Consider the following 26514-nt stretch of genomic DNA (forward strand, 5'->3'; position numbering starts at 1 on the left):
AAGAATCACCAACAGGAACGGAAATCTCTCCCCATGGAACGCACGGAAGTCTCAATAATTGAGCAGGTAACCCTTGATCACGCTTGGGAATTGGTCACCACTTTCGCAGGTCGCGAACGGTGGCGTCCTGAGGATGTCAATGACGCGGGCGATCTGATCGCCGACCGTCTGAAGGCGCTGGGCCTTCCCGTCACGGTGCATCGCCCGACGGTCTGCCTGTCGATTCCCCTCTCGGCCAGTGTGACGCTGGATGGCGAGGAAATGTTCGCCAAGCCCCCGTCCTCGTCCAAGAGTTGCCCGCAAGGGGTCCCCGGCGAGCTGTTCTATATGCCCGCCCAGAAATCCTCGCTGCGCAGCTATAACAAGAAGGCCATGGCGTTCTTCGGCGAGGGCGTCGGCACCGATGCCGAGATGCGCGAAAAAGTGGCAGGCAAGATCCTGATTACCGAGGGTTTCGGCAATCCGGCGCTGGCCGCCATCGCGATGGATTGGGGCGCCATCGGTCTCATCGCCGTCAATCCGGGCGTCGACACGCATTGGGGCACCTGCACCACGGTTTGGGGTTCGCCCGACCTCGACGATTTCGGTCGCAAGCCGACGATCCCGGTGATCGCCGTTGCCAATCCGGTAGGCACAAAGCTGATCGAGCGGGCCAAGAAGGGTGCGACCGAGGTCACGATCAAGACCGAGATGCAGGAAGGCTGGTTCGAGCAGGCGATTCCGGTCGTCGAGATCCCCGGAACCGTCGAGCCCGAGAAATTCGTCCTGCTGCACGGACACTATGATTCGTGGGATGTGGGCGTCGGCGACAACGCCACGGGCGACGCGACGATGCTGGAAGTCGCGCGCGTGCTTTGGGAGAATCGCGACAAGCTCTACCGCTCGGTCCGCGTGGCCTGGTGGCCGGGGCATTCGACCGGGCGTTATGCCGGCTCGACCTGGTTCTCGGACCATTTCGCGCTGGATCTCGACGCGAATTGCGTGATGCAGGTGAATTGCGACAGCCCCGGCTGCCGTTGGGCCACGTCCTACCACCAGACCACCTCGATGACCGAGACCTGGGCGCTGGTGAAGGACGTGATCGAGCAGATCGCCGGCCAGACCCCGGTGATGCAGCGCCCGCATCAGGCGGGGGATTATTCCTTCAACAACATCGGGATTTCGTCCTTCTTCATGCTGTCCTCGACCATGCCGGACGATCTGCGGGCCGAGAAAGGCTATTACGCCGTCTCGGGCTGCGGCGGGAACATCGCCTGGCATACCGAGAACGACACGATGGAGATCGCCGACAAGGGTGTGTTGGACACCGACATCAAGATCTACCTCGAATCGGTCTGGCGCGTGGCCAATGCGCCCGTGATCCCGGTCGATTGGCGCGCGACATTGGTCGAATTCCGCGAGACCGCGGCGAAATACACCAAGGCTGCGGGCGAGGCGGTGGACCTGAAGGCCGTGAGCGGCGCCATCGAGGCTTTGGGTGGCGCGCTCGACGCCTTCTATGCGGGGGTCGAGGCCGGTTCCATTCCGGCGGCCAAGGCCAATGAGGTGCAGATGCGCCTCGCGCGGATCCTCGTGCCGGTGAACTACACCACCGCGCCGCGCTTCACTCATGACCCGGCGATCACCCGCGCGCCCTTGCCGCTGATCGAGGGGGTGATGGACCTCGCCCATGTCCCCGCCGAAATGCGCAATGTCACGCTGACCCAGTTGATGCGCGGCGCGAACCGCACGGCGGCGGCGCTGATCGAGGCGAAGCGGCTGGTCGACAGCGCGCTCTGACCGGGTGCCAAAAGGAAACCCCGCGCGAGCGATCGCGCGGGGTTTTTTCTTATCATGTTGAGGGGGTTACTCGGCGGCCAACGGCCTGCTGATCTGCCCGTCCTCTTCGACCTGAACGCCGTAATCCCGCGCCGCGCCCTCGGGCGTGACATAGCCCAGCCGCAGGTCGCGGGCGATCAGGGCGGCATCGCGCTCGGCCGGGTCGCCGAAGCCGCCGCCGCCCGGTTGGGCGAAGCGACATAGATCTCCTTTCTCCATCACCCCGCGACCCGAACGCGCGAAAGGGGCATCGTCGCGGATCTGGATCACGCCGGCCGCGCCGGGCAACGCGCCCTCGCGGCCCATCGCGGGCTCGACTAGCCGTCCGCCCGAGAAGGCGACCTGCACCGGCGTGTCATTGAGGCATTCCATCACCGTCTCCTGACCCAGACCGCCCCGGAACTTCCCCGCCCCGCCGGTATCGGGCCGCAACTCGCGCGAGACGACGCGGAATGGCGCCTCCAGCTCGAACAGCTCGACCGAGGTGGTGGCGATGTTGCCCGGGAAGACAACAGCGGAATTGCCGTCGCGGTCGCGGAAGGCGCCTTGCCCGCCCTGGGCGTTGTAATGCGACAAGAATTCCCGCCCGTCCGGCCCGGTGCCCGAGAATTTCTCGGTCCAGAGCGGATAGGTCCCGGACGGTGCCATCGCGAGCTCCGGCGCCACCTGATAGATCGCGCCCATCAGTGCCTCGACCGTGAAATACGACAGAAGCGAGCGGTACATGCCCGGCGCCGGGAAGGTCGGGTTCAGCACCGTGCCTTCCGGCACCGACAGCACCACCGGCCGGAAGGCGCCCGCATTCATCGGCAGGTCGGGGCAGAGCGTGGCGATGAAGGGGAAGACCGAATAGGCTCGGGTGATGTTCAAGACCGCGTTGATCGGCATCGCCACCTGCGCCGAGGTGCCGGTGAAATCGAGATGCACCGCGCCCTCGCGCACCTGCAGCGTCACGGCGATCTTCAGCCGCGCGCCCTTGTCGTCGGTGATCTCGTGGAACACTTCGGAATGCGCCTCGCCCAAAGGCAGGCGCGAGAGGGCCTTGCGGAACATGCCCTCGGTCGCGTCGCAGATCTGGGTCGCGAGGTCTTCGAGCTGTTCCAGCCCGAAATCCTCCATCAGCGCGACGATGCCCTTGGCGCCGACGCGGTTGGCGGCGATCTGGGCCGAAATGTCGCCCAGAACCTTCTCGGACATGCGGACGTTGCGTGCGAGCAGGCGATAGAGCTCGTCATTGCGCTCGCCCGCGCGCCAGAGCTTCGAGACCGGGATGATGACCCCCTCCTCGTAGACCTCGCGCGCGTCGGTGGCGCCGAGCCGCCCACCCATATCGGCATGATGCGCGCAGGTGCAGGCGAAACCGGCAAGCCGGCCCCGGTGGAAGATCGGCGTCGCCACGAAGACATCGGGCGCATGGCCCGCGCCGACCCAGGGGTCGTTGCAGATCAGGATATCGCCGTCCTCCAGCGTCTCGGCCGGGTAGGTGTCCAGCATCTCGCGGATCACCGTGGGCGTCGATCCGGCCTGACCGGGGGTGCATTGGCTCGATTGTGCCAGCATGGTGCCCCGGGCGTCATAGAGCGCGCAGGCGTAGTCCTGATTGTCGCGCACGATGAGCGAGAAGGCGGTGCGTTCCAGCGTCGTCGCGATCTCGTCCGCGACCGAGATCAGGCGTGACCACATGACCTGCAGGCGGATGGCGTCGAAGGCATGGGTCATGCGCGGGCTCCGGTGGTGATTTCCAGCCAGCCGGCTGCATTGCGGCGGGCCTCGGCGCCGGTGCCAATATGGATCGTGGCGCCGGGCTGGATGAGGATGGCGGGGCCGGCGATGACCTCCGGCGCGCCGGGGGCGAGAGCGGCGAAGCGCAGGATGCGCGTGTCGACCATCGCGCCTTGGGACTGGTCCCAGACCTTGCGGCGGCGGGTCTCGGCCTGGTCGGCGGGCAGGGGGGTGAAGCCCGGCCCCTGCGTCTCGGCCATGGCTTCGACGCGCAGGGTCACGATCTCGACCTGCATGTCGTCATAGACATAGCCATAGGCCTCCAGATAGGCCGTCCGGAACGCCTCGGCGATGGCGCCGCGGCCGAGATCCTCCAGCGGCACGCGCAGCTGATGGCCCTGACCGATGTAGCGCAGATCGGCGAACAGGCTGAAGCGTTGCGGCGCGCCGGGAGCGGAGGCCGCGATAATCGCGCCCGCCTGTGCCTGCAAATCGCCATAGACCTCGGCCAGCGCCGCCTCGTCCAGCTCGTCGAGCCGGCGCGGATAGGAGCGCGCGACCTCGTAGCTGGGCTCGGCCATCAGGAAACCCAGGGCCGAGAACACCCCGGCGGCCTCGGGGACGATGATCTTCGGCACCTTCAGCTTGCGGGCGATCTCCATCGCATGCAGGGGCCCGCCGCCGCCAAAGGCCACCATCGCCGTGCGGGTCAGGTCGCCCGCGTTCTCGGCGGCATAGATGCGCGCGGCCTGGCTCATGTTTTCGTTGACGATCTCGAGGATCGCGGCGGCGGCTTCCAGCACCGTCAGGCCGAGCTTGTCCGCCACTTCGCGCACGATGGCGTCCTCGGCGGCCTTGCGGTCCAGCGTGATGCCCCCCGCCGCGAATTCCGCCGGATCGAGGTAGCCGAGCACGAGGTTCGCATCCGTCACCGTCGGCAACAACCCGCCGCGCCCGAAACAGGCGGGGCCCGGATCGGCGACGGCGCTTTCGGGGCCGACCTTCAGCCGCCCGAGGTCATCGACATGGGCAATCGACCCGCCGCCCGCGCCGATCTCGATCAGATCGACGGTCGGCACGGCCAGAGGCGTGCCCGAGCCGCGGCGGAAGCGGTGCACGCGGTCGACCTCATAGGCGCGGGTGATCGGCATCTCGCCGCGTCGGATGAGGCAGGTCTTCGCGGTGGTGCCGCCCATGTCGAAGGCGATGGCATCCGGGTGACCGGCCAGCCGCGCGAGGTTGCGGGCGGCCAGCACACCGCCGACGGGGCCGGATTCCGCCAGCCGGACCGGGGCCTGACGGGCGGTGCCGGCGGTGATCACGCCGCCGCCCGATTGCATCAGGTACAGCGGCACGCCATGCCCGCGCTCGGCCAGAGCACTTTCCACGCCGGCCAGATACCGGTCGACTTTGGGCTTCACATAGGCATTGAGCGTGGTGGTGGTGAAGCGCTCGAATTCGCGGATCTCGGGCAGCACGTCCGAGGAGAGGGACAGCGACAGGTCGATGCCCTGCGCGGCGGCGACGGCGGCGACCTGACGTTCGTGCGCGGGATTGGCATAGGCGTTGAGAAAGCAGATCGAGACGCTCTCGATGCCCTTCAGTTTCAGATCCTCCAGCACTTCGGCGACCTCGGCGGGATCGACCGGCGTGACCTCGGCCCCGTCGGGCGCCATGCGGCCCGCCACCCCAAGGCGCAGGTCACGCTCGACGATGGGCTTGGGGTATTCCTGACGGATGTCGTAGATGTCGTAGCGGATCTCGCGCCGGGTCTCGATGATGTCGCGAAAGCCCTTGTTGGTCAGCAGCGCGGTCTTCGCGCCCTTGCGTTCGAGGATTGCGTTGATCACCAGAGTGGTGCCGTGGATCAGCACCTTCAGCCCCTCGGAGAGGCCCGGATGACGCGCAGCGAGGGCGTCGATGCCCTGCATCAGACCGTCCTCTGGCGCCTCGGGGGTGGTGGCGACTTTCAACGTCTCGATCCGGCCGGTGGCGACCTCATAGAGGATGAAATCGGTGAAGCTGCCGCCGATATCGCAGCCGATGCGGTACTCGCTGAGGGGCATATCCTTCATGGCAAACGCTCCAGCATTCCCTTCATCAGGGCATAGCGTTCGGACAGCGACGAGATGCGGATCTGCTCATCGAGCGTATGCCCGCCCGCGCCATCGACCCCAAGGCCATCCAGCGTCGGCCGGATTGGCGCGGTGAAATTCCCGTCCGAGCCGCCGCCGGTCTTCAGGCCCCTCAGTTCGAAGCCAATCTCGGCGGCGATGCCCTTGGCGGTGTCGAAGAGTGCGTCGATCTCGGGCGTGCGCTCATAGGGCGGGCGGTTGAGGCCGCCGGTGATCTCCAGCCGCACATCGGGGTTCAGCGCGGTATAAGCGGCGACGAAGGCCTCGATACGCGCGGCCTCGGCCATGTTCTCGACGCGGATATCGATCTCGCACCAGGCCTGCGCGGGCACGACATTGGCGCCGGTGCCGCCGCCGATCAGGCCGACATTGCAGGTGGTGCCCGAGGCGTAATCGGTCAGCGCCTCGAAGGCGATGACGAGGCGGCAGAGTTCGGCAATGGCGGAGCGACCGTCCTGATGGCGCGCGCCGGAATGGGCGGGGCGACCGAAGGCCTTGGCCTCGTAGCGGAACACGCCTTTGCGGGCGACGACAATCTGGCCGCCTTCGCGCGCGGGTTCGGTGACGAGGACATAGCGCGCCTCCTCGGCCAGCCGTTCGATCAGAGCGCGCGAGGTGGGCGAGCCAACCTCTTCATCCGACACGAAAAGCTGCGTCACCGGCTGCGGCAGCGTGCCCTGCGCATGGGCATCGGCAGCGGCCCGCATGGCCAGATAGGCCCCTGCCTTCATGTCGTAGATCCCCGGTCCCCAGGCCGTGTCGCCCTCCATCCGGAAGGGGAACTCGGCCAAGGTGCCGCGCGGATGGACCGTGTCGTAATGGCTGAGGATCAGCACGCCGCCATTGCCCGAGGGCTTGGCGGCAGGATAGCGCGTGACGACATGCGGGCCGAAGCCGTCACGGCCCTCGATCACCTCGACCTCGGCGCCCAAAGCTGCGGCCTCGGCGCCAATCATGTCCGCAAGGCGCTCCAGCCCTTCCAGATCCTCGGTCTTGCTCTCGACCTCGACCCAGGTGCGGGCGCCGGCGAGAAGCTCGGCGTCTTTCGGTGACGGGCTCATTGCGCGGCCTCCAGATGTTCGGTTCCAATATCCCAGAACAGGCCGGCCATGATGGCGAGGCCCTGTTCGACGATGGGTTGCAGCAGATGTTCGTCGGGGCCGTGCTGCTTGCAGCCGCCATAGGAATGCGGGATCCAGATCACCGGGCAACCCAGATGTCGCGCGAAGATCTCGGAGGGCAGGCCGCCCGAGGAATTGGGCATCAGGGTCGGCGGCTTGCCGATGGTTTGCCCGACGCTGCCCATCACCCGGTCGACCCAAGGGTTATCGGGATCGGTGCGCCAGGCCGGGAAGCGGTTCTTCGGCAGGTTCTCGATCACGACCTGTTGGAAGCCATGGGCATCGAGATGTTCGCGCAGAGCGGGGATGAAGCGGCTCTCGTCGGCATCGACGGTATAGCGGATCTGGCAGCGGGCATAGGCCTCGGACTGGACGCCGTTGATGGGCTTGTCCGGCGCGCCGGTGACATAGGCCAGCACGATGAACGAGGTCCAGCCGTACATCTTCTCGGCCCGCTCCAGCCGCGCCTCGCCCCAGTCGTCGGGCATAATCAGCGTCGGGTCGGACGGGTCAACCACGATGCCCTTCAGCGCTTCGGTAACCTTGGCGGGGACGGATTTCGGCAGCCAGTCGTCGATCAGGATCTTGCCGCGGGGCGTGGTGATCGAGGCCAAGGCATGGGCGAGGATCAGGCCCGGATCCTCCAAGACGCCGCCCCAATGGCCGGAATGCCGGCTGCCTTCGCGCAGCTTGACGCGCAGGTCGAAGGCGATGGCGCCGCGGTTGCCGAGCTTGATATCGACCTTGTCGCGCTCCAGCCGCGGCCCGTCCGAGGCGAGCAGCACGTCGCAGGCCAGCGCCTCGGCCTCGGTTTCCAAGAGCACATCAAGGCCGATGGAGCCGATTTCCTCCGAGGTCTCGATGACGAATTTCGCGTTGAAACCCAGCCGCCCGCGATGGCGCAGAACGGTCTCCAGCGCTGCGATCCAGATCGCGTGCTGGCCCTTGTTGTCGGCGGTGCCGCGTCCGTACCAGCGTTCGCCCTCGACGGTCACGGTCCACGGGTCCAGCCCTTCGCGCCACAGCTCGGGGATGCCGCGCACCACGTCGCCGTGGCCGTAGCCCAGCACGGTCGGCAGGGCAGGGTCTTCCAGCCGATGCGCGATCAGGAAGGGCCCGCCGCCTTCGACCGGGTTGTCGAGAATGCGGCAGTCGAAGCCCAGAGGCTCCAGCGCCGGGACGATCTGCTCGCGCAGGTAGCGGTAGAGGTCGGGCAGGCGCTCGGCGTTCTGGCTTTCGGTGGGGACAGCGATCCGGCCGCGCAGGATGTCGAGAAACCGGCCGTCACGGGCCATGGTGGCGGCATCGTCGGTTGCGCGGATGCGGTCAGCTGTCATTTTTCACCTGTTGAAAAGTCTTTTTGTATAATAGAAACGAAGCGGCGCCGAACGCAACCGGGCAAACGTGGTTGTCCGGGGAAAAGGCGGATCAAACGCGAAAACCCGCCACGGGGGCGGGTTTGTGCATCGCGTCAGGTAAGAACTGCCTATGACTTCGGCATTTGCGCGCCATGCGCGCCGACGAGGCGGGTAATCTTGGTCCCGGCCTCGCGCAGAAGGTCCAGCACATGGCCCCGGTTCTCGGCGGGCAGAAGCTCGGTCTTGCCGGTCACGGCCATGGCGGCGGCGACTTCCGAGGTGCTGTCATAGATCGGGATGGCGATTGAATAGGTGGAGTGGTCCAGCTCGCCCTCGGACATCACCCAGCCATCGCGCCGGATCGTCGCCAGCGCCTCGCGCAGACGGTCGGGTTCGATCATCGTCAGCGAGGTGAAGCGGGCAAGCTCGCTGGCCAGAACGGCCTCGCGGACCTCCTCGGGGGCATAGGCCAGCAGCACCTTCGGGCCGCCCCCGGCATGCAGGGGGCCATGGCGGCCGATCTCGGCGAAGATGCGTTGTTCCTGCGTGCCACGGCGCAAGGCCACGGTGACCGAATGCATCCCGTCGCGGATCTGCACCGAGACGTTGCAGCCGGTCTCGCGCCGGATCTCGTCCATATGCGGCTCGGCGGCGGACAAAAGCTTCGACTGGCGCCGCGCCTGGTCGCCCAGCAACATCGCGCGCCACGAGAGGGAATAGGTCCGCCGCGCCGTGTCCTTGGCCACGAACCCGCGTTCTTCCAGCGTGAAGAGCAGGCGGAAGATCAGCGTCTTGGTGAAGCCCGTGCGCTCGGCCAGCTCCGAGACGCCGCTATCGGGCGCTTCGGCCAATGCCTCAAGAAGCAGCAACGCCCGATCAACCGCGGAAACCGTGTAACTCAAGGGACCCCCCACATGACGCAGCCGCAGAAAATACTGGCGCTGTTCCCGAAATAAGGGAATAGATGATTTATGCAACAATGAAAAGTTTTTTCACACATCGAAAAAACGGGAGATTTGAAGATGTTGGATGACCAGTTCCGCGACATTCGTTCGGTTCTCGACATGACATCGGCCGAGGCGTTGATCCACGCCTTCGCCAAGCAGGACCGCGAGATCCCCGAGGAGGCCAATAGAGGCGCCGAGATGATCGGCGCGGCCCTGCGCGCGAAGGGCATTCCGGTGACGATGCACAAGCCCGAGATCTATCTCTCGCTGCCCGGCGCGGCCTCGGTGACGCTTTCGGACGGCTCGGTGATGCGCGCCAAACCCCCGGCCTTCACCCTGTCCTGCCCCGAGGGGCGGACGGGCGAGCTGATCTACATGCCCGAGGCCGGCGGCGGCACACCCCTCGACCGCAACCCAGCCGAAAGCGGGGCGTTGGAACGCGCGCGGGGCAAGATCGCGGTGATCGAGGGCTTCGCTTTGCCGAACTTCATCGCGGGGCTCGAGGCCGTGGGCGCGATCGGCGCGATCGCCGTCAATCCGGGCGTCGACATCCATTGGGGCACGGTCTCGACGATCTGGGGCACGCCGGAATTGTCGGATCTGGCCCGTCTGCCGAAGATCCCCTCGGTCGCCGTGAACCGCCCCGATGGCGACCGGCTGATCGCTCTGGCCGCCGAGGGGGCGCGGGTCACGCTGAAGACCGAGCTTCAGGTCGGCTGGTTCCCGCAATACCTGCCGGTGGCCGAGATCCCCGCCGCCGATGGCAACCCGGAATTCGTGCTGATCCACGGCCATTACGACAGCTGGCGCGAGGGCGTGGGCGACAATGGCACGGGTAATGCCTGCATGCTGGCGGTGGCCGAGGCGCTCTGGGCGCTGCGCGACCAGTTGAAGCGGGGCGTGCGGCTGGCGTGGTGGCCGGGGCATTCGACCGGGCGCTATGCGGGCTCGGCCTGGTTCGCCGACACCTTTGCGCGCGATCTCGACAAGCATTGCGTCGCGCATCTCAACTGCGACAGCCCGGGCTGCCGTTGGGCCACCAGCTATGAGGTTGTGCAATGCCTGCCCGAGGCTCTGCCCTTCGTGCAGCAGGTGGTGGCGACGGTGACAGGGCAGGTGGCCAAGGGCAAGCGGCCGCAGCGCAATTCCGACTACACCTTCAACAACATCGGCGTGACCGGGCTGTTCAACGCCTCGTCGATGATGACCGACGAAGCGCGGGCCGAGCGCGGCTATTACGTCGTCGGCGGCTGCGGCGGCAACATCGCCTGGCACACCGAGAACGACACCTTCGAGATCGCCGATTTCGACGTGCTCAAGAAGGATGCCGAGCTCTATGCCACCGCCGTCTTCGGGTTGGCGACGGCCGAGGTTCTGCCCTTCGACTGGCGCCTGACCACCGCCGAATTCCGCGCCACCATCGCCGAGGCGCAGGCGGCCGTGGGCGCAGGCTTCGACTTCGCCCCCTCGGTCTCGGCGCTGGCGGATCTGGAGGCGGCTTTGGGCCGGTTCTATGCGGGCATCGACAGCGGGGCGGTCGCGCCGGCGCAGGCCTCGGACCGGATCCGCGAGATCGCGCGGGTGTTAGTGCCGGTGAACTTCGTCCGCGGTCCGCGCTTCACCCACGACCCCGCGCTGAACGTACCGCCGCTGCCGGGGATCGCGGATGCGAAGCTCTGGTCCTCGCTGGCGGAGGACAAGCGCGGGTTCCTGAAGGCACAGCTAATGCGCGGGCAGAACCGTTTGATCGACGCGTTGGAGCGGGCCAAAGCGTTGTTGGATTGAGAGATTCGACGGGTTGGGAAAGTGGAAGGGGGCGTCGCGGCGCCCCCTTCGTCATTCGAGCGGAAACCCCATTCGCTTCAGAATAGCGCGCAGGTTGATGCGGCCGTCGAGATACTCGACATTCGCATAACGGGCCTTGTGCCGCGCGGTCCAGGTGTCCTTTGGGCGGCCCTGCGCGAGTTCATGCGCGGCAAAGACCGTGTCATAGGCGGCCAAAGCTTCGGCCTCGCCCTCGGTCGAATAGTGCTCGCGGTGCAGGACCACGGATTGCGGCAAGCGGGGGCGGATGCCGGTTTCGGGCGGCGCCTCGTAGCCCAGAGCCATGCCGAACAGCACCATGGCGCGGGGCGGCAGGGCCAGCTCGCGCGCCACGAATTCCGGATCGTTGCGCAGATTGCCGATGTAGCAGCCGCCGAGCCCCGCCGATTGCGCGGCGAGCAGAATGTTCTGCGCCAGAATCGCCGCATCCGTCGCCGCGGCGATGAAATTGTCGACGAGGGGCAAGGCCCAGAGGTCCGCGCCTGTGGCTGCTCCGACCCGCTCGGCCCGTGACTGGTCGAGGACGAAGCACAGGATCACCGGCGCCTCGGCCACGAAGGCCTGCCCGCTCGAGGCCTTAGCGAAGCGCTGGCGGCGCGCGGGGTCGGTCACCGCCACCAGCGACACCGCCTGCATGTTGGACGAGGTCGCCGCCGATTGCCCGCAGGCGACCAGCGCCTCGAGCAGCCCCTCGGGCAGGGGACGGTCCTGATAGCGGCGGACCGAGCGGTGGCGCAGCATCAGTTCCATCACCGGCGTCAGCGGCAGGAGACCCTCCGGCCCCGCGCCGCCATAGCGGGTGGAAATCGGGTCGCTCATGCCGTCGCGAGCCTTGTCGCGGCGCGCAGGGCGGCGACGGTGCGGTTGACGCCGCGCATCAATTGCGTGCGTGCGAAGCCTTTCTCGGGCTCCGGCATCCCGGCGATCTGGCCCGCGACGGCGATCAGCGGCAGGGCCGGGACCGGCAGCGCGGGATCATGGGTGAAACGCGGCCCGCGCGTGTAGTTGAGCGGCACGAGGATCCGCGCGAGGCCCTGGATCACCGCGTTCGCCTGTGCCTCGGGCATCGAGGGGGCGGCGGCGTAGAAGGCGTCGAGCGCCTCGGCCAGATCGGACAGCGCCGCGCCCACTGGGGCCAGCAGAGCCGCCTCGGTGCGCGCGGCCTTGGCATAGCCCGACAGCGCGCCGTCGAATTCCGCCACCGTCGCGCGCCAGTCGAAGGGCAGGAGGGTCGCATTCGCCACGCTCATCACCGCACCGAGATAGAGCTTGATGTCACGCAGCAGCACGTCACGGTCGGCGATCTCCAGCGTGTCGTTCTCGGTATGCCAGGCGATGTTCCCGCCGCAGCCGCCGACCGTGTAATACTCCATCTCGCGCCGCTTCTCCTCGGTCATCGTCGAGGACAGCATGAAGAACGAGGTCAAGCCGATGTTGTTGAAGGAATAATCCCCGGCGCGCAGCGGGCGCTCGCCATGGCTCTCCTGCCCGGTGACGGCGCGGATCACGTCCTTGCAGAAGCCCTCGGCCTCGCTCATCCAGGCGACGTTCTCATAGACATCGGCCCAGCGGCAGCCCGGGCTGTCGCAATTCACCTGCGCCACGCAGTTCTCGTCGAGGTCGATGGCGAAAGTGTCGGCAAACCACGCCGAGCCCGCATAGCGCCCGGTCGAATGGCCCGGCCACCAGGCGATGCGCACCCCGCGCCGCAGATCGGCCCGCTTGGCCCAGAGCACCCGCGCGATCTCCAAGAGCGCCGCGTCGCCGGTGGCATTGTCGCCGACGCCCACGTCCCAGCTGTCGTAATGGCCGTGCAGAAGAACGAATTTCTCGGGCTCCACGGCGCCCTTGATGTCGACGACCGGGACGGGCGAAGAGAACCAGCCTTCCTCCAGCCGCGTCTTCAGCGTCACGCTGCCGCCCGCCTGTGCCAGCGCGATCAGCGCGGCGCCGTCGGGGTTGGACACGGCGGCGACCGGGATCATCGGCTTGCGCGGCAACCCGTCCAGATCCGGCGTACCCCAGATCGAGGAGCAGATGCCCCAGTGGCGGTCCACGCCGGGGTTGACGGCGATCACCCCGATCGCGCCTTTCTGCTGGAATTCCAGAACCTTCTGCGGGTTTGCGAAACCGTCCGTCAGGACGATCTTGCCGCGCAGGCTGTCGGCATCGGCCTCGGCATGGTTCTTGTCGTAGAAGCTGGCGGTGCCCTTGGCCAAGGTGCTGGGCACATGCACCAGGGTGCCACTCAGCCCCTCGGGCAGGCTTTTCGCGTAGGCCAGCGGCTTTGCCTTGTAGGTCACGCCGCCGGCTTCGACCGAGGCGTCATAGGGGATTGAGAGGTAAAGTTGCGCGTTCAGCAGCTCGCAGGGAACGCCATGCTCGGCCAGCCTGCGGGCGATGTCGCGGGCGGAGTCTGCCACATCCTCGGGCTTCCAGCGGGGGAAGGTGGCGAAATGCTCCACCAGCGCCCAGGGGGCCTCGATCGTCACTTGGTTGAGGGCCGCCTCGATCTTGGAATCCAGCATCGTCGTCGCTCCTGTCTGTCCACCACGTCCTGAGTCGCGGCATTTTGCTCAATCAGGGTGCATCGGAAAAAATTGTACGACAATCCCATATTGTACGACAATTTCTCTTGGGCTGAGGACCAAGCCCGCGTTAGGCTCCGAGTCGCCGCCAAAAGCGGCAGACAGGAATTCAGGCAGGCACAGCATGGACGATCTGCGGACGATCTTCGCCAAGGACCGACACTCAGAACCCCCCGAGGCCCCCGCGCCGCAGGCCCGTCAGGTCGAGCGCGAGCGCGTCTTCGCCGCCGTGCGCGCGGCCATCGTCGACGGCCGCATCGCGCCGGGCACCCGCCTGACCGAGCGCGCCCTGTGCGAGGCTTTCGACATTTCCCGCACCGTTGTGCGCGAGGTGATCCGCATGATCGCCGCCGAAAAGCTCGGCGATTTCGAGCCGCATGTCGGGCTGCGCGTGGCCGAACTGGCCCGCAAGCGCGTGGCCGAGATCTACGAGATCCGCACGGAACTCGAAGCCATCGTCGTGCGAGGTTTCCTCGCCGCCGCGTCCGACGCGGATATCGCCGTCGCGCGGGACTACGGCCAGCGGATGCTCGATGCGGCGGGGCAGGGCGACCGGCTCTCGGTTGTCGAGACCATGGCCGAGTTCGAGCGTTTCATGGCCCGCATCGCCGACCACAAGGTCGCGGCCGAGATGCTGGCCCAGCTCAACACCCGCGTCAGCATGCTGCGCCTCTTTGCCATGCGCGAACCGGGGCAGGTCGAGACCGGCATGGAGGGCGTGCGCGCCATCATCGCCGGCATCGTCAACCGTGACACGCAGGCCGCCGAACAGGCGGTGCGCACCTTCGTCCGCCGCTCGGGCGAGTCCGTGCTGCGTCACATGGACCGCCAGACAGACACCGAAACCCCAAAGGAAGAGACCGCGCCATGACACCGCCCCCCTCTGCCGCGACGGCGCTGAAGCCCGTCCCCGACACGCCGCTCTGCGATCCGGTCACGCTGGAGATCATCCGCGGCGCGATCATGGCGACCCAGCGCGAGATGGAAGCGCTGGTCGAGCGCACCGCCATCTCGGCCTTCATCCGCGAGAAGAAGGATTTCTACACCGCGCTGTTCGACGAGAACGGGGTGATGGCCGTGGGCTCGATGGTGCCGATCTTCGGCGACCTGACGACCCCGGTGTTCGAGAAATTCCCGCGCCACACGATGAAGCCGGGCGATCTCTATTGGTACAACGATTGCTACGGTTCGAAGGGCGCGGTCACCCATTCCAACGATCAGGTGCTGCTGGCCCCGGTGTTCCATGAAGGGCGCCTTTGCGCCTTCGTGATGGGCTGGGCGCATTTCGCCGATATCGGGGGGTTGCATCCCGGCTCGATCAGCCCCGACGCGACCTCGATCTATCAGGAGGGGATCATCGTGCCCCCGACCAAGGTGATCGACGCGGGCGTGGTCAACACGATGGCCTTGGATATCTTCCACCGCAATTCGCGCTATCCCGCGCAATCCGAGGGCGACATGTCGGCGCTGATGGCGGCGGTGAATCTCGGCGTCACACGCGTGGCCGAGGTTGTCGCGCGGCACGATGCCGATGTCGTCTCGGACGCGCTGGCGCAATTGCTCGAGCGGACGCGCAAGCTGGTGCGGACGAAACTGGCCGAGAATTTCGACTACGGCACCTATAAATTCGCCGACCAGATCGACTCGGATGGGCATGGCAACGGGCCGTTCAGCCTGCGCTTCGCGCTGACGCGCGAGAAGGAGCCGGACGGGCAGGACCGCTTCATCTTCGATGCCACGGAAAGCGACGATCAGGCGCCGGGGCCGGTGAACCTGATCATGAACAAGGGCGTGCCGGGCATGGCGCTGGGGCTGTTCTATCTGGGCGGTGATCCCTCGCAGGTCTGCAACGCGGGTGGCCCCTTGGCCATCGACGAGGTCCGCCTGCGCGAAGGTTCCATCGTGCAGCCGAAATTCCCGGCGCCTCTGGGGATGCGGGGGCTGACGATGATGCGGATGCTCGCGGTGCTCAACGGCATGGTCAACCGCGGCAAGGGCGGCGCGCCGGCGGCTCAATCGGCCTATGTCATCACCATCATGCGCGGCACCTATGGCAAGGAGACCGGCGCGCCCAAGGACTTCCTCTTGGCCGATGGCATCGGCGTCGGCTACGGCGCGCGCGATTTCGCCGACGGCATCGACGCGGTCTATTTCGTCGCGCAGGAGAATTACCCGGTCGAGTTTCTGGAAAGCGGCTATCCGGTGCGGCTGCGCAAATACGGCGTGGTGCCGGATTCCGGCGGGCCGGGGCGCTGGCGCGGCGGCACCGGGATCATCCGCGAATACGAGGTGCTGGCCGACGAGATCCGCCTCGCCGTGCGCATCGACGGGGTGAAGAACCCGCCCTGGGGCTATGGCGGCGGCAAGTCGGCGGGGGTCGGCGGCGCTTGGGTCAATCCGGGTACCGAGCGCGAGCATGTGATCCCGCCCCTGTCCGACGGCACACTTCTGGTGAAGGGCGACGTCCTGCGCATCCAGACCGGCGGCGGCGGCGGCATGGGCCATCCCTATGACCGGCCGGCCGAGGCGGTACTGGAGGACGTGCTCGGCGGCTTCGTGACGCCCGAGGCCGCGCGCGCCGAATACGGCGTGGTCATCACGGATGATGCGCTGGACCACGCCGCCACCGAGGCGCTGCGCGCCGACCGCCCGGCCGTGAAGGCCTTCCACCGCAACACCTATCGTGACGAGCTTTCCTGACATGGCCCTCGACAAAGAACCGACCTCGCTCGCCGTTGCCGTGGATATCGGCGGCACCTTCACCGATGTGGCGCTGGTGGATCACGCCACCGGCCGCAGCTGGCGCGCCAAGACGCCCTCGATCCCCTCGGATCCGTCCGAGGCCTTCCTGAACGGCATCCGCCTCGCCATGGGGCAGGCCGGGGCCTCGGGGCCGGATCTGGATCAGGTGCTGCATGGCACGACGGTCGCCACCAACATGATCCTCGAAGGCAAGGGCGCCCGCGCGGCCTTGGTCACCACGCGCGGCTTCCGGCATGTGCTGGCCATCGGCCGGCAGGACATCCCGCGCAAGGCCAATCTCTACACCTGGGTGAAGCCGATCCCGCCGGTCCCGGCCTCGCGCATCGTCGAGGTGGACGAGCGTGTCGCGGCGGGGGGTGCTGTGATCGATCCGCTCGATGACGCGAGCGTGCTGGCCGCCGCCAGGGCCATTCGCGGCATGAAGGTCGAGGCCGTGGCCATCTGCCTCCTGCACGCCTATGCCAACCCCGAGCATGAGCGCCGCGTGGCCGAGATCCTGCGCGCCGAGCTGCCGGATCTGGCGATCACCGTCTCCTCGGACGTGCTGCCGGTGGTGCGGGAATACGAGCGCTCGCTGACCACGGTGCTGAACGCGACGGTCATGCCGGGCGTCACCACCTATGTCTCGCGGCTGGAGCAACGGCTGAAGGACGAGGGCGCGACACCGCCCCTGATGCTGATGCAGTCGAATGGCGGCGTCGCGGGCGCACCGAAGATCCGCGTGGCCCCGGCGCTGACGGCGCTGTCCGGACCGGCGGCAGGCGTCGTCGGCGCGCGGGCCGAGGCCGAGGCTTGCGGCATCAAGGACATCATCACTGTCGATATCGGCGGTACCTCGGCTGATATCTGCCTGATCAAGGATGGCAAGATCGGGCTTACGCAGAATGGCTCGGTCGGGGAATGGCCGCTGGCGCTGCCGATGGTCGACATGATCACCATCGGCGCGGGCGGCGGCTCGCTGGCGCGGATCAAGAATGGCGGGCTCACCGTCGGCCCGGAAAGCTCCGGGGCGCGGCCGGGTCCGGCCTCCTATGGCCATGGCGGCACCGAGCCGACTGTGACCGACGCCCATGTCGTGCTGGGCCAGCTGCCCGCGCGGTTGCTGGGCGGCTCGATGACGCTCGATACCGGCGCGGCCGAGGCGGCCGTGGCTTCGGTCGCCCAGCCTCTGGGGCTGGATCAAGAGGCCGCCGCGCGCGGTATTCTGGCGATTGCCGACAACCACATGGTCGGTGCGATCCGCGTCGTCTCGGTCGAACGCGGCCATGATCCGCGCGACTTCACGTTGGTGCCCTTCGGCGGCGCGGGGCCGCTGCATGGCTGCGCGCTGGCGGACCTGCTGGGCATCCGCCGGGTGCTGGTCACCAACGCGCCGGGTGTTCTCTGTGCGAATGGTCTGCTGGCCGCCGATCTGAAGTCCGAATTCTCGCGCGCGCTGGCGATCCCCGGCCCGATGAACGGCCCCGAGACCGAGGCCGTCATCGCCGAGCTCGACGCGCAGGCCGAGGCCTGGCTCGACGAGGAGGACGTGCTGCAAGAGGCCCGCGTGATCGAGCGGGTGGCGTTGATGCGCTATGCCGGGCAGGGCGGCGAGATCGCCGTGCCGTGGTCGCCCGACCGCGCCGAGGTCGAGGCCAATTTCGCCGAGACCCATAAGGCGCTCTACGGCTTTTCGCTCTCGGCACCCATCGAGTTGGTCACCTTGCGCGTCCACGCCACGGGCCTTGCCCGCAACGCCCCCGCCGTGACGCTGGAGCCGGGCGAGGCACCCGCCCCGACCGAGTTCACTACCGTGCTGATCGACGGCGCCAAGACCGAGGTGCCGGTCATCGACCGCGCCACCCTTGGGGCCGGTGCGCGCTTCGAGGGCCCGTCGATCCTGACGCAGCTCGACACCACCACCTTCGTCGCGCCGGGCTGGTCCGGCGCGGTGCATCCCTCGGGCAACATCCTGCTGGAAAAGGCCGCCCTATGACTTCTGAGACGCTGCAACCTGTCCTCGACCATATCGGCGCGCGGGATGATGAGTATGTCACCCGGCTGATCGACTATGTGAAGAACCCCTCGATCAGCGCCCACAACATCGGCATCCGCGAGGTCTCGGAGCTGCTGGTGGCGATGCTGGGCAAGATGGGGATGGCGGTCGAATCCGTCCCCACCAAGGGGCATCCCTTCGTGCTGGCGAAATACGAGGTCGATCCGGCCAAGCCCACGGTGCTGCTCTACGGCCATTACGACGTGCAGCCGCCCGATCCCTTGGAGCTCTGGGAAAGCCCGCCCTTCGAGCCGACGATCCGGAACGGCCGGATCTATGCCCGCGGCGTCGGCGACAACAAGGGCCAGCATTTCGCGCAGATCATGGCGCTGGAGGCGCATCTGGCGGTCCACGGCACCTTGCCTTGCAACGTGATCTTCCTGCTGGAAGGCGAGGAAGAGATCGGCTCGCCGCAGATCGCCGATTTCGTGCGGGCGAACAAGGAGCGACTGAAGACCGATTTCGTCGTCACCGCCGACGGTCCCCTGCACGAGAGTGGGCGCGCCACGCTGACCTATGGCGTGCGCGGCATGTGCTCGTTCGAGCTGCGGGTGAAGACCGCCGCCCGCGACGCGCATTCGGGCAATTACGGCGGCGTCATGCCGAACGCGATCTGGACGCTGGTGCACCTGCTGGGCACGATGAAGACGCCCGATGGCACGATCACCATCGACGGCCTGCACGACCCGATCCTGCCGGTGACGGAGGCCGAGATCGCCGCGACGCAGGCCCTGCCCTTGGACCTTAAGGGCTACATGGCGAATATGGGTCTGGCGAAACTCGACGCGCCTGCCGACCGGCCGTTCTGGGACCGGCTGATGTTCCACCCGACGTTGACAATCAACGGGTTGCACGGCGGCTATGGCGGCCCGGGGTCCAAGTCGGTGCTGCCCTGCGAGGCGGTGGCGAAATGCGACATCCGTCTGGTCGAGGCGATGACGCCCGAGCAGGTGATGGACTGCGTGCGCGCCCATGTCGCCAAGCACGCGCCCGAGGTCGAAGTGATCTTCCACGGCGGCATGCTGCCCTCGAAGACCGACTTTGACAGCCCCTGGGGGCAGGTCATCCAGGAGGCCATCACCGAAGCGCGCGGCGAGGCGCCGCTGGTTTACCCCTGTGCGGGTGGCAGTCTTCCGGATTACGTCTTCACCAAGATCCTCGGCGTGCCGGCCTTCGTCATGCCGTATGCCAATGCCGACGAGGCCAACCACGCCCCCAACGAGAACATGGAAATCGGCCTGTTCCTCAAGGGGATACGGACCGGGGCGGCGCTTCTGGACCGTCTGGGAAAGATGTGACGAAAACGGCCCCCGGGATCACCGGGGGCCGTTCTCAGATCCCGCGCGCCGCCCGCGCCTTGCGCGTCGCGGTCAGTTTCATGCCCGGCTGCGCCAGTTTCGTCTGATCGCCGATCCAGGCATAGGCCAACAGGCAGGGATCCTGCTCGCCGGTGGTGATCCGGTGCTCGTGCTGCGGGCGGTTCAGGATCAGCGAGCCGGGCGCATAGACCGCCGTGTCATTCTCGGACCAGCCGCCGGCGATGGAGATATAGCTCTCCTCGATGCCGGAATGGCTGTGCTGGGGATAGGTCGTCGCGGGCGCGAACAGCACGAAGCCGAGGATCAGCGTCTCCGAACGCACCGGCCCCTGCGGCCCCAGCACCTCGCAATAGGCGTATTTGCGGGCCAGCGCCTTGGGCATCTTCTCGTAGCCATACTCCCAATGCAGCCGGTCGCGCACCTCGCGCAGCGCCCGCGCCATGCCCTGCATCGCGCCGCGCTCGCCCAGATCCAGCGTCCGGGCGAAATGCGCGGTCACCGGCTTTTGCGCGGGCGGGCGGGGCAGGATCGCCGGGTTCGCCGCCAAGATCTGCGACAGGGCGTTGCGGACCTTGGCCCGGTGCGAGCGGATGGGTTCGCTGCCCCCGGCCGAGCCGTGGCGATAAAGCGCCTCGAACTCACGCAGGAGGTAGTACCAATCCGGCGCGTCCCTCAGCAGGGTGACCGGCGGCTCCGAGGGGGCGGCATCCTCGGGCGGGGGCAGCATGGCCTCCATGGTGTCAGGCCAGATCGGGGGCGACGGGGACGACGACGCGGCCCCGGACTTCGCCTTTGAGGAATTTCGGCGCGGTCTCGATCACCTGATCGAAGGGCAGCTCGGTCATCAGGGCCTCCAGCTTCGCGAGGTCCAGCTCCTTGGCCAGCCGCGACCACGCCTCGCGACGGTCCTCGATGGGGCACATGACGCTGTCGACACCCGCCAGTGTGACGCCGCGCAGGATGAAGGGCGCAACGCTGGAGGGCAGGTCCATCCCCGCCGCCAACCCGCAGGCCGCGACCACGCCGCGATATTTCGTCTGCGCGATGACATTGGCCAGCACATGGCTACCCGCCACGTCGATGCCCGCCGCCCAACGCTCTTTGCCCAAGGGACGGCCGGGTTCCGTCAGCTCGGCCCGGTCGACGATGGAGGCGGCGCCGAGGCCCTTGAGGAACTCGGCCTCCGAGGCCCGACCCGTCACCGCGGCGACATTGTAGCCCGCCTTCGCCAGCAGTGCCACGGCGACCGAGCCGACCCCGCCCGCAGCGCCAGTCACGACGATTTCGCCCGAGGCGGGCGTGATGCCGTGCCGCTCCAGCGCCATGACGCACAGCATCGCCGTGTAGCCCGCGGTGCCGATCGCCATCGCCTGCCGCGCGCTCAGGCCCTCAGGCAGCGGCACCAGCCAATCGCCCTTGACGCGGGCCTGTTCGGCGAGGCCGCCCCAATGCTTCTCGCCCACGCCCCAGCCGTTCAGGATCACCTTGTCGCCGGGCTTCCACGCCGGATCGGCGCTCTCGCGCACGACGCCGGCGAAGTCGATCCCCGGCACCATCGGGAAGCTGCGCACCACCGGCGAGGCCCCGGTGATCGCCAACGCGTCCTTGTAGTTCAGGGTCGTGTAGGCGACATCGACCAGCACCTCGCCCTCGGGCAGGTCGGCCGTGGTGATCTGCCCCTCGCGGACGGTTTGCGGGCCCTTGGGGGCGTCGTCGGGTTTCTCGATCAGGATGGCTTTCATCGGGCGGGCTCCTTGCTGAGGGACGTCAGGAATAGCTCTGCGAACAGGCGCAGCGGCGTGGGGTCGGCTTCCAGCTTGGCGCGCAGGATCGCGCCTTCCCAACCGGTCCAGAAAAAGGCGGCGAGGGCCTGCGGATCGGCGCCGGCGGGCAGGGCGCCTTGGTTCTTGGCTTCGGACAGGCAGGCGGCGGTGCGGGTCTGCCAATCGGCCAGCGTCTCGATCAGGCGGACGCGGAAACTCTCGGGCAGCGCCGACATCTCCTGCCCGAGGTTGCCGACAAGGCAGCCGCGCCGGAAATTGTGCCGGGCCATGCCCTGTTCGGCCTGCCGGGTGAAGGCGCGCAACCGTTCCAGAGGGGGCAGCGACCTCTCGCCAAGACTGCGGTCGAGGAGCGTCGCGAAATACGCGCCATAGGCGTCGATCAGGGCCAGCCCGAAGGCCTCCTTGCTGGCGAAATAATGGTAGAACGAGCCCTTGGGCACGCCGGCATGACGCAGGATCTCGTCAACGCCGCTGGCGGAATAGCCGCGCTCCGTCAGATGGACGAGGCCCGAGCGGATCAGCCGCTGACGCGCCTCGGCATCCGCGGGATCGCGGCGGGGACGGCCCCGTTTGCGCGGGGAGGAATCGGGGGCGGGATCGGTCATGCGTAGTTCATAGACCGATCCGTCTAATAAAATCAAGCGACGCGTCAGAGCAGTGCGGCGACAACCTCGGGCGCCACGACATGGGCGTTGTGGGGCAGGCCGGGCAGGGTGCGGGCATCGGGGTCGATTCCTTGCATCGTTGCCAGATCGACCATCGGATCCTCGGAGCCTGCCGCCATCGACAGGGGGCAGCGCGCGCCACGCATCAGGTCCGGGACAGAAGGGCCGACCGCGCCGGACACGCCCGGCTGCATCGCCAGCGCGAAGCCGCCCGGCACCGCATGGACCCCGCGTGCGGTTTCTGGCGCGTCAGGGGCAATGAGGCCATGGAGGCCCGAGACCTTGGCGTAACGCTCCTGCGCTTCGGCCTCGGTGGCGAAGACTTTGCCGGGCTTTAAAGCCATCGCCTGTGCGCCGGCGATCTCGGCCTCGGACCATGTCAGCTTCACGCCGACCGTCAGCAGCCGCGCGGGCAGGGGGCCGAACAGCCCGCTCGCCAGCACCGCGCCGACGACCCCGCCGAAAGAATGACCCAACAGCGTGACGCGGGCCATGTCCTCGCCGGCCAGCAGCTCGGCCACATCCGCCGCGTGATTGCCAAAGCCGAAGGGCCCGGCCGAGGGCGAGAGGCCATGCCCGCGCAGATCCGGCGCGATCCAGCGCATCCCGCGCGCCTCGATCCGCCGCGCAACGCCGTGCCAGACCGCCCCCGTCGCGCCGAGGCCGTGCAGCAGTACCACCAGCCCGTCACCCTCGCCCCCGCGTTCCGTCCACAGCGCCATCGCATCCTCCCAGTTTGGGGCGATCATGCGGGCAAGCGGGCGGCGCCTCAAGCCGGCATCGCGCCTATCGCCGTCTGCAACAGGCGCAGGCCGAGCAGCGCCAGCAGGATCAGGATCGCCCGGTCGAAGGCCTGCCCCGACAGCCGCCGGCCCAGCCAGCCGCCGACCGGCATCCCCGCCATCACCAGCGCCAGCGCCACGAAGCCGCCGAGGAACAGGGGCAGGGGCAGCAGATCGACGGCGATCAGGCTCGCGCCCTGCATCAGCGTCATCGCCGTGAACAGGACCGAGACGGTAGCGACGAAGGTGCCGCGCGGCAGGCGCATCGCATTGAGATAGGTCAGCGAGGCCGGGGCCGAGATCCCCGTCGCCCCCTGCAGCGCGCCGCCGAGGAACCCCGCAGGCAGGCCGAGCGCCCGGCCCAGCCGCGGCGGCAGGCGGAAATCGGGCTGGGCCAGCCGCAGGATCACATAGGCCAGCACCGCGCCCGCCATCACCAGCGACAGGGCCCAGGCCGGGGCGACGGCCAGCAGCGCCGTGCCGCTGATCGCGCCCGCAAAGGCGCCGATCACCAGCTGCGCGAGATAGGCTCGGTCCGGCAGGTCGCGGCGGTATTGCCAGGCCTGCCAGAGGTTGCTCAGCGTGTTCGGCACCACCATCACCGCGATCGCCACATGCACGCCGTAGACCATGCTCAGCGCGGGAATGGCGAGGATCGGCGCACCGGCGCCGGCCGCGCCCTTCAGCACCCCGCCGGCGAAGATCGCCAGCGCGGCCAGCAGGATCAGCCAGGGATCGCCCTGCATCAGCGCCTGCATGGCTCAGTGCCGATCCGACAGGGCGATGCGAACGTCCAGCAGCGCCTGCCGCTTCTCGTCGCGGATCACGCGGATCGCGCGCTCCAGCGCCGCGGGCAGGTCGCGGCCATGCTCGACCTTCTCGACATGGGCGCGGCTGGCGGCGGCGATCATGGCGAAATCGGGCTGCGGCTGCAGCGAGGTCAGCGGCACCTCGTTGGCCTTGGCCGCCGCTCCCTCGGGATAGGTGCCAATCACCGAACGGCGCACGGCGTTCCAGATGCCGTTGTTCTTGACGACGGTCAGGATCGGCAGGTGCAGGGCCTCGGCGATCTGGTGGCAGGCGACGGGGTTGGCGAACATGTAGGAACCATCGCCGATCGCCGCGATCACCAGCCGGTCGCGATCCGCCAGCTGCGCCCCCAGCGCCGCCGGCATCCCCCAGCCGAGGCCGCCCGAATGCGGGTTGTTGAACAGCCGGTTCGGGCCCTTGATCTGCATCGCCCCCGGCACGACACCGAGTTCCGAGAACAGAAGCGCGTCAGCATCCATCGCCTCGGACAGGCAATGCGACAGGTATTCGCCGCTCATCGGCCCGGTGCAGCCGGCCTCGATCACGCCGAGCATCCGGGCGCGGCGGGCCTGATGCCGCTCGCGCAGGGCGGCGAGGCGGGCGGGGGCCTGCGCATCGGGGGCGCCCAGAGCCTCGATCAGCGCCGAGACCGTGGCGGCGGGGTCGGCCTGAATGGCGAGGTCGGTGCGGAACGACCGGACGGGCAGGCGGCGGAACAGGGGATCGGCGCCGATCTGGATCACCTTCACCTCGGGGCCCGGGCGATGCGCGGCCTCGATCCAGGGCACCGAGGCATCGAGGACGATCAGCAGATCCGCCCCCTCGATCGCGGCCTTGGGGTCATGGCCCAGATGGCAGGGATGGGCACCCGGCAGGACATTGCGGACGACGAAGGTCTCGGCCACGCCGATGCCCTGTGTCTCGGCCAGCACCGCCAGCGCGGCTGCCAGCCGTCCCTCGGGGTCGCCGCGCTGGCAGAGGATCACCGGCGATTTGGCGGCGCGCAGCATCGCCACCGCCTGCCGGATCGCCTCGGGCGCCGGATGGCCGGCGGCGGCGGGCTCCTGCACCGGGACGGCGGGGATATGGGCGGGGACCTCCTCCATCAGCGGCTCGCGCGGGAGGCTCAGGTACACCGGCCCCGGCGGCGCGCTTTTCGCCAGCGCCAGCGCGCGGCGGGGGAGCAGGTCGCCCTGCTCGGGGTAGCGCATCTCGTAGTGGAACTTGGTGACCTCGCGCACCATGGCGGATTGGTCGTACATCTCCTGCCCGTATTGCACCGGCGAGACCCGGCCGCCGGGGCGTCCGACCTCGGTCAGGGGCGTGCGGCCGGACATCATCACCAGCGGGATGTCGTCCGAGGCCGCGTTGATCATCCCCATCACGCAATTGGCGAGACCCACGTTCACATGCACCATCACCCCCTGCGGCCGCCCGGTCGCAAGGTAATAGCCATGCGCCATCGCCACGCCCGCCGTCTCATGCGGGACGATCAGCGGCTCGGGCTGGTCCGAGGGATGGAGGCGGGCCAGAGCCTCGATGATCGGTGGAAAGTCTGTCCCGCTATTTGAGAAGATATAGTCGATTCCATTCGCCTTGAGGCTGGAGAGCAGCGCCTCGGCCCCGGTTCGCCCCGTCGAGGCTGCATCGCCGCTCTGTACGGATTCCTCGGTTTTCTGGCTGAATTCTCTCATTTTATCCTCCCTCAAACCCTCTGATTTGCCTGTGCAGCAGACAAAAAGTGTTTCTCCCGTGAAACTTTTTGCTTGATCTGAGGGCGATGACAAGCAAAAACTCTGACGGAAATCTCACAATGCGGGATTTTAACCGATTCCGATCAACGGGATCGGGCCAAGGGAGGAAAACCATGACGTATCGACTGACAGGCCTTGGCCTGGGCATGGCGGCTGGCGTGACGCTGGCGGCGGCCCTCGCCAGCACCGCAAGTGCGCAGACCGTGGGTATCGCCACCTCGAACCCCGGATCGATCTTCCACAACATCGGCACCGCCGTGGCCTCGGCCGCGAACGAGGCCGGGTTGCGCGCGACGATCCAGCCCGCGACCAGCCCGAACCAGTACATCCCTCTCGTCGCCAGCGGCGGGATCGAATTCGGCGCCGCCAATTTCCAGGAAATCGCCTATGCCCATGATGGGCAGGAGTGGTTTTCGGGGCAGGAATACCCGGATCTGCAGCTCGTCGCGATGATCATGCCGATCGTCGAGGCGATCTTCGTGCGTGCCGACAGCGACATCCATTCGCTGCAGGACATGGTCGGCCAGCCGATGGTCGATGGCTACACGGCGCAGCAGACGATCCTGCCGCAGCTCGATGCGATCTACGCGACCGAGGGCCTGTCGCGCGCCGACTTCACGCCGGTCAACGTGCCCAGCGTCGTGGCGGGGGCGGATGCCTTCATCGCCGGGGATTCGGTCGGCTTCATCTTTGCCCATGGCGCCGGCAAGGTGATCGAAGCCGATGCCGCCGTCGGTGGCCTGCGCGCGCTCTCGGTCGAGCCCACGGACGAGAACCTCGCGCTGGCGCAGTCGCATTGGCCGGTCGCGTATTTCGAGCAGCTGACCGCAGGCTCGCGTCCCGGCGTCGAAGAAGACGGCTGGTACTTCGCCTATCCGATGGCGATCTTCACCAACGCCAATGTCGACGAGGACACCGTCTACCAGATGACGCGCGCGATCCACGACAACGTGGAGACCCTGCGCTCGACTTTCGGCGGTTTCCGCGCCTTCGACCCCGAGACGATGATGGTCCGCGAGAGCGGCTCGGTCGGCTATCACCCCGGCGCCGTCCGCTTCTATCAGGAAGCCGGTCTCTGGACCGAGTGAG

20 protein-coding genes are annotated in these 26514 nt (G+C 67.7%); 7 read left to right on the plus strand and 13 right to left on the minus strand.

Annotation, left to right across the window (positions count from 1 at the left end; all coding sequences use genetic code 11):
• The first annotated feature begins 33 nt into the window (after positions 1-33).
• A complete protein-coding gene (locus tag BCY78_RS07240) occupies positions 34-1779 on the plus strand; it encodes a M28 family peptidase (protein ID WP_068299868.1) in 1746 nt (581 codons plus the stop codon).
• A 66-nt stretch (positions 1780-1845) separates the two neighbouring features.
• Here the strand turns inward: BCY78_RS07240 and BCY78_RS07245 are convergent, their stop codons facing one another.
• From BCY78_RS07245 to BCY78_RS07265, 5 genes are all read right to left on the minus strand, one after another.
• Entirely contained in the window at positions 1846-3537 is a 1692-nt protein-coding gene (locus BCY78_RS07245) for a hydantoinase B/oxoprolinase family protein (protein ID WP_068299870.1), read from the minus strand.
• Entirely contained in the window at positions 3534-5615 is a 2082-nt protein-coding gene (locus tag BCY78_RS07250; RefSeq protein ID WP_083194872.1) for a hydantoinase/oxoprolinase family protein, read from the minus strand. The genes BCY78_RS07245 and BCY78_RS07250 overlap by 4 nt, the downstream gene beginning before the upstream one ends.
• The gene (locus BCY78_RS07255) at positions 5612-6736 is read right to left on the minus strand and encodes a M20 family metallopeptidase (RefSeq protein ID WP_068299872.1); all 1125 of its coding nucleotides are present in this window, start codon (positions 6734-6736) and stop codon (positions 5612-5614) included. Before BCY78_RS07255 ends, BCY78_RS07250 begins: the two co-directional genes overlap by 4 nt.
• Positions 6733-8133 carry a M20/M25/M40 family metallo-hydrolase gene (locus tag BCY78_RS07260; protein WP_068299874.1) on the minus strand — a complete coding sequence of 467 codons (1401 nt, stop codon included), beginning with the start codon at positions 8131-8133 and terminating at the stop codon, positions 6733-6735. The genes BCY78_RS07255 and BCY78_RS07260 overlap by 4 nt, the downstream gene beginning before the upstream one ends.
• Before the next feature lie 149 nt (positions 8134-8282).
• Complete coding sequence (locus tag BCY78_RS07265; protein WP_068299875.1) at positions 8283-9056, minus strand: IclR family transcriptional regulator; 774 nt, start codon at positions 9054-9056, stop codon at positions 8283-8285.
• Positions 9057-9176: 120 nt separating this feature from the next.
• Here BCY78_RS07265 and BCY78_RS07270 point away from each other — a divergent pair, with 120 nt between their 5' ends.
• Entirely contained in the window at positions 9177-10886 is a 1710-nt protein-coding gene (locus BCY78_RS07270; RefSeq protein ID WP_068299877.1) for a M28 family peptidase, read from the plus strand.
• 51 nt (positions 10887-10937) lie between these two features.
• Here BCY78_RS07270 and BCY78_RS07275 read toward each other — a convergent pair whose 3' ends face one another.
• Both BCY78_RS07275 and BCY78_RS07280 read right to left on the minus strand, forming a co-directional pair.
• Complete coding sequence (locus BCY78_RS07275) at positions 10938-11744, minus strand: nitroreductase family protein (RefSeq protein ID WP_068299880.1); 807 nt, start codon at positions 11742-11744, stop codon at positions 10938-10940.
• On the minus strand, positions 11741-13453 hold the full coding sequence (locus tag BCY78_RS07280) for a M28 family metallopeptidase (protein ID WP_068299882.1): 1713 nt from the start codon (positions 13451-13453) through the stop codon (positions 11741-11743). Before BCY78_RS07280 ends, BCY78_RS07275 begins: the two co-directional genes overlap by 4 nt.
• A gap of 184 nt (positions 13454-13637) precedes the next feature.
• Between BCY78_RS07280 and BCY78_RS07285 the strand changes: the two genes are divergently transcribed.
• The 4 genes from BCY78_RS07285 to BCY78_RS07300 are packed head-to-tail and all read left to right on the plus strand — an operon-like array spanning position 13638 to position 19609.
• Entirely contained in the window at positions 13638-14384 is a 747-nt protein-coding gene (locus BCY78_RS07285; RefSeq protein WP_068299886.1) for a GntR family transcriptional regulator, read from the plus strand.
• Entirely contained in the window at positions 14381-16213 is a 1833-nt protein-coding gene (locus tag BCY78_RS07290) for a hydantoinase B/oxoprolinase family protein (RefSeq protein WP_068299888.1), read from the plus strand. Before BCY78_RS07285 ends, BCY78_RS07290 begins: the two co-directional genes overlap by 4 nt.
• A 1-nt stretch (position 16214) precedes the next feature.
• The gene (locus BCY78_RS07295) at positions 16215-18251 is read left to right on the plus strand and encodes a hydantoinase/oxoprolinase family protein (protein WP_068299890.1); all 2037 of its coding nucleotides are present in this window, start codon (positions 16215-16217) and stop codon (positions 18249-18251) included.
• A complete protein-coding gene (locus BCY78_RS07300) occupies positions 18248-19609 on the plus strand; it encodes a M20/M25/M40 family metallo-hydrolase (protein WP_068299892.1) in 1362 nt (453 codons plus the stop codon). The genes BCY78_RS07295 and BCY78_RS07300 overlap by 4 nt, the downstream gene beginning before the upstream one ends.
• Positions 19610-19643: 34 nt before the next feature.
• Here the strand turns inward: BCY78_RS07300 and BCY78_RS07305 are convergent, their stop codons facing one another.
• From BCY78_RS07305 to BCY78_RS07330, 6 genes are read right to left on the minus strand one after another with little or no spacing between them, the layout of a single operon-like run.
• The gene (locus tag BCY78_RS07305; protein WP_068299967.1) at positions 19644-20357 is read right to left on the minus strand and encodes a dimethylsulfonioproprionate lyase family protein; all 714 of its coding nucleotides are present in this window, start codon (positions 20355-20357) and stop codon (positions 19644-19646) included.
• Positions 20358-20370: 13 nt separating this feature from the next.
• The gene (locus tag BCY78_RS07310) at positions 20371-21372 is read right to left on the minus strand and encodes an MDR family oxidoreductase (protein WP_068299893.1); all 1002 of its coding nucleotides are present in this window, start codon (positions 21370-21372) and stop codon (positions 20371-20373) included.
• A complete protein-coding gene (locus BCY78_RS07315; RefSeq protein WP_068299894.1) occupies positions 21369-22019 on the minus strand; it encodes a TetR/AcrR family transcriptional regulator in 651 nt (216 codons plus the stop codon). The genes BCY78_RS07310 and BCY78_RS07315 overlap by 4 nt, the downstream gene beginning before the upstream one ends.
• Positions 22020-22063: 44 nt before the next feature.
• Positions 22064-22828, minus strand: coding sequence for an alpha/beta fold hydrolase (locus BCY78_RS07320; protein WP_083194873.1), 765 nt, complete (start codon positions 22826-22828; stop codon positions 22064-22066).
• Between the two features lie 20 nt (positions 22829-22848).
• A complete protein-coding gene (locus tag BCY78_RS07325) occupies positions 22849-23619 on the minus strand; it encodes a sulfite exporter TauE/SafE family protein (RefSeq protein WP_083194874.1) in 771 nt (256 codons plus the stop codon).
• Between the two features lie 3 nt (positions 23620-23622).
• The gene (locus BCY78_RS07330) at positions 23623-25365 is read right to left on the minus strand and encodes a thiamine pyrophosphate-requiring protein (RefSeq protein ID WP_083194875.1); all 1743 of its coding nucleotides are present in this window, start codon (positions 25363-25365) and stop codon (positions 23623-23625) included.
• A 173-nt stretch (positions 25366-25538) separates the two neighbouring features.
• Here BCY78_RS07330 and BCY78_RS07335 point away from each other — a divergent pair, with 173 nt between their 5' ends.
• Positions 25539-26513, plus strand: coding sequence for a TAXI family TRAP transporter solute-binding subunit (locus BCY78_RS07335; RefSeq protein WP_225295316.1), 975 nt, complete (start codon positions 25539-25541; stop codon positions 26511-26513).
• Position 26514 lies beyond the last annotated feature (1 nt).

The sequence above is a fragment of the Pararhodobacter sp. CCB-MM2 genome, from assembly GCF_001691415.1.
Lineage (GTDB): Bacteria > Pseudomonadota > Alphaproteobacteria > Rhodobacterales > Rhodobacteraceae > Pararhodobacter.

Coding starts and splice junctions, on each gene's coding strand:
- BCY78_RS07250 (WP_083194872.1), bottom strand. CDS start 5,615: ATGAAGGATATGCCCCTCAGCGAGTACCGCATCGGCTGCGATATCGGC.
- BCY78_RS07300 (WP_068299892.1), top strand. CDS start 18,248: ATGACTTCTGAGACGCTGCAACCTGTCCTCGACCATATCGGCGCGCGG.
- BCY78_RS07290 (WP_068299888.1), top strand. CDS start 14,381: ATGACACCGCCCCCCTCTGCCGCGACGGCGCTGAAGCCCGTCCCCGAC.
- BCY78_RS07240 (WP_068299868.1), top strand. CDS start 34: ATGGAACGCACGGAAGTCTCAATAATTGAGCAGGTAACCCTTGATCAC.
- BCY78_RS07320 (WP_083194873.1), bottom strand. CDS start 22,828: ATGATCGCCCCAAACTGGGAGGATGCGATGGCGCTGTGGACGGAACGC.
- BCY78_RS07255 (WP_068299872.1), bottom strand. CDS start 6,736: ATGAGCCCGTCACCGAAAGACGCCGAGCTTCTCGCCGGCGCCCGCACC.
- BCY78_RS07325 (WP_083194874.1), bottom strand. CDS start 23,619: ATGCAGGCGCTGATGCAGGGCGATCCCTGGCTGATCCTGCTGGCCGCG.
- BCY78_RS07260 (WP_068299874.1), bottom strand. CDS start 8,133: ATGACAGCTGACCGCATCCGCGCAACCGACGATGCCGCCACCATGGCC.
- BCY78_RS07295 (WP_068299890.1), top strand. CDS start 16,215: ATGGCCCTCGACAAAGAACCGACCTCGCTCGCCGTTGCCGTGGATATC.
- BCY78_RS07310 (WP_068299893.1), bottom strand. CDS start 21,372: ATGAAAGCCATCCTGATCGAGAAACCCGACGACGCCCCCAAGGGCCCG.
- BCY78_RS07275 (WP_068299880.1), bottom strand. CDS start 11,744: ATGAGCGACCCGATTTCCACCCGCTATGGCGGCGCGGGGCCGGAGGGT.
- BCY78_RS07335 (WP_225295316.1), top strand. CDS start 25,539: ATGACGTATCGACTGACAGGCCTTGGCCTGGGCATGGCGGCTGGCGTG.
- BCY78_RS07285 (WP_068299886.1), top strand. CDS start 13,638: ATGGACGATCTGCGGACGATCTTCGCCAAGGACCGACACTCAGAACCC.
- BCY78_RS07270 (WP_068299877.1), top strand. CDS start 9,177: ATGTTGGATGACCAGTTCCGCGACATTCGTTCGGTTCTCGACATGACA.
- BCY78_RS07245 (WP_068299870.1), bottom strand. CDS start 3,537: ATGACCCATGCCTTCGACGCCATCCGCCTGCAGGTCATGTGGTCACGC.
- BCY78_RS07280 (WP_068299882.1), bottom strand. CDS start 13,453: ATGCTGGATTCCAAGATCGAGGCGGCCCTCAACCAAGTGACGATCGAG.
- BCY78_RS07315 (WP_068299894.1), bottom strand. CDS start 22,019: ATGACCGATCCCGCCCCCGATTCCTCCCCGCGCAAACGGGGCCGTCCC.
- BCY78_RS07305 (WP_068299967.1), bottom strand. CDS start 20,357: ATGCTGCCCCCGCCCGAGGATGCCGCCCCCTCGGAGCCGCCGGTCACC.
- BCY78_RS07330 (WP_083194875.1), bottom strand. CDS start 25,365: ATGAGAGAATTCAGCCAGAAAACCGAGGAATCCGTACAGAGCGGCGAT.